3 protein-coding genes are annotated in these 2,986 nt (G+C 38.7%); 2 read left to right on the plus strand and 1 reads right to left on the minus strand.

Annotated features, from left to right (window positions below; all coding sequences use genetic code 11):
- Positions 1-753: DMT family transporter (locus RH85_RS19255; RefSeq protein ID WP_006714399.1), on the plus strand; the 753-nt coding region annotated here is incomplete at its 5' end.
- 571 nt (positions 754-1,324) lie between these two features.
- On the opposite strand, the gene RH85_RS19260 is transcribed toward RH85_RS19255, so the two are convergent.
- Positions 1,325-2,428, minus strand: coding sequence for a leucine-rich repeat protein (locus RH85_RS19260; protein ID WP_006714400.1), 1,104 nt, complete (start codon positions 2,426-2,428; stop codon positions 1,325-1,327).
- 327 nt (positions 2,429-2,755) lie between these two features.
- Between RH85_RS19260 and RH85_RS19265 the strand changes: the two genes are divergently transcribed.
- Positions 2,756-2,986: hypothetical protein (locus RH85_RS19265; protein ID WP_039949396.1), on the plus strand; the 231-nt coding region annotated here is incomplete at its 3' end.

Consider the following 2,986-nt stretch of genomic DNA (forward strand, 5'->3'; position numbering starts at 1 on the left):
TTCTTAGTCTTAACACCTATTTGTCTACCTCAAATCAAGAAGAATATTGGTGTCATTAAGAAAAACCACCTCACTTTATTGTATTTAGGCTTTTTCGGGATGGGATTAAGTCAATCAATGACTTACTTCTCTGGTCACTATACATCTCCCATCAATATGTCATTAGTTAACTCTCTAATACCTGCTGTAACTTTGACAATGAGCATTATCATACTAAAAACTAGGCTCTCTATTGGTCAATATATTGGAGTGTTAGTATCACTACTCGGCGTCATATATGTACTCATTAAAGGAGACATGAAAGTTTTACATGGCTTAGAGTTTAATTATGGGGATATCCTGATGCTAATCGGAACATTTTCTTACTCCCTATATAGTATTATTCTCAACAAGAACCCCATAATAATGTCAAGTTGGACACTATTGTATTGCCAACTATTTGTTGCTTCAGTGCTATTATTTCCCCTTATGCTAGTTACTAGTGAATCATATATTCCTTCTACTGAGTCAATCCCACTCATAATCTATGCCGTATTCTTCCTTTCCATCATTTCAACTTATCTTTGGAAAAAGGCAATCGATATGATTGGCGCGATGAAAACTTCACTATCAATGAATTTCATGCCTGTGATTGCCGCCATGTTGAGTTACATAATCTTGGGTGAAGATATTGAGAGCTACCATGTAATTGGCACTGTCATTATAATTTCGGGGCTTGTCGCTATTAATCTAACTCGCTATAAAAAGTCATGACTGCTGTGGAAGTGAAAAATTGGCGACATAGCTAGGTTTTCGTCATGAGGAAAAGTAAGGAAAACGCCAAACTAAATGCAGTGCACAAAAACTTGCGTAAAACACTTTGGGGCACAAACGAGTAAGATGACGTTCAATCGCAACTCATATGCTCCCCGTTTGTCATTCCCTTGAAAAAGGGAATCTCGCTTTTGCTTTTAGTGTGTTCCAAATAGTCATTAGCCTAACAACAAGTCGATGCGCACCAGATTCCCGCCTGCGCGGGAATGACGCAAGGGAAGCGTTTCCGCTCTGTAGATGAATGGCTATTGTGGGCATTAGAGCTTACAACGCGACTTGGTCATTCCCTTGAAGAAGGGAATCTCGCTTTTGCTTTTGGTGTGTCCTAAATAGTTATTTACTTAACAACAAGTCGATGCGCACTAGATTCCCGCCTGCGCGGGAATGACGCAAGGAAAGATTTTCGGTCTGTAGATGAATTGTCATTGTGGGAGTTGGAGCTTTCAACGCCACTTGGCCATTCCCTTGAAAAAGGGAATCATAAGCCGGAGATTGATTGCTGGTTATAGAATCATTGTTTATATGGTGATAGTTGAGAGCTCAACCATTTTTCATTATCACCGTCAATTAGGTCTGCTGCATACTCTAAAAACTCTTCAAAACAATCCATATCATCTCCACAGGAATCATAAATTGATTTTGCAGCCGTATTTAAAAAGAACGTTTTTAGTTCTGGTTTTTCCATGAATAAGGTAAACATTTCTTCTTGATGTGCGTCAGCATGGTTAATACCACATTGCCCGCGAGCACCGCCGAGACGATGTGCAATCAAGAAAAGTGTGTTTTCACATATGCCGTACTTTTCTATCAGATCTTCAATGTGTTCTTCTTGATAACACTCATGGTCCATGTCATTGAGTAGTATCACTTCACAATACAGAGGGATATATTTGTCATCATGCATAGAAAGAATGTAAGCAGCATGTTCGGCTAAAGGTTGGTCATCACATTGCCAAATAGTCGCACCCTGGTTTCGGCACCATTCATTTACATTTTGAATAAAATTAACCACTTTTAACTCTAACATTGGATGACCAATGAAATGTTCAAAGAACGATTCATCGCTAAAGCCATCCTTGGTTATGACGCGGATGCTATATTCAAGTAAGTTATATTCTGCCTGTATGCTATGGTTGGCTATATTCTCATTAATTTTTTCTGATAACTTGACGTAAATATCTGCAATGATATTTAAACTGTCTAAAGAACAGATGTCCGACACGCTAATTTCATTTGTAATCATGCCAGAGTTGTTAAATGTATTTAAATTATCATTTTTAAAAGATAAACATTTTGGGTTTTTATTGCCTACAACTTTTACTACGCCATCGTCGAACGCATGATAAGAGATGCTAATCTTTGATTGAGGGAAAGTGATTGTCGTAAAAGCATTTCCTTTAAAACTTCTATAATCAATAAACGTCAGCGATTCAGGTAAGGAGACGCTGATTAACGACTTGTTTTCAAAAGCGGAACTTTTAATTAACCTTACGGGTGCGCCATCAAAATCATCTGGGATAACGATCTGCTTATAATCGGCGCTATATTCCTCTATGGCACCAGTATCTTTGTCAAACGTCACATCATTCAATGTGAGGGTATGTGGTTCAGTCATTTTATCAATCAAAATTTATTTAAAAACGATACCATCTAATATATCGGCATCTGATGATTTTGAATACTTTTTACGTAGCAAGTTGAGGCATGAGGGAATAGCGTCAGATCGTGCGTTTTTCTCGTATTACTTTTGGGATGTCTAAAATTGCTGACTAACTGAAACCACATTTCGAGGCGTAAAACTAAAAGGGACAACAAGCTGTTTCAAATTGGCTGAGTGAACATACCGAAGTGGCACTTAATGTCCAATTTTAGCCACGAAATCTCTACGACGTTCGCCGCTGATAGTGATAAAATCGCCGCACTAGAATTACTGAGAAACCCTATGTTTATCCATCATGTTAACGGCATCGACTGGCTGGTGATCACCGCTTTTGAAGAACTGAAAACGATGTTTATCGAAGATGCAGGGGCGATCCCGTCTTGCTTCTCTAGCACCAGCGAATTGAGCCTGATTGATCAAGCCAAGCGCAGTTATGGATATTTGCCGACACTTAGCGGCGTAATCACCGATGTCGGCACATTTCAAAGCAAGAATAACGAAGAAGATTTAGAA

Origin of the sequence: Vibrio ichthyoenteri ATCC 700023 (assembly GCF_000222605.1) — a bacterium.
Classification (GTDB): domain Bacteria; phylum Pseudomonadota; class Gammaproteobacteria; order Enterobacterales; family Vibrionaceae; genus Vibrio; species Vibrio ichthyoenteri.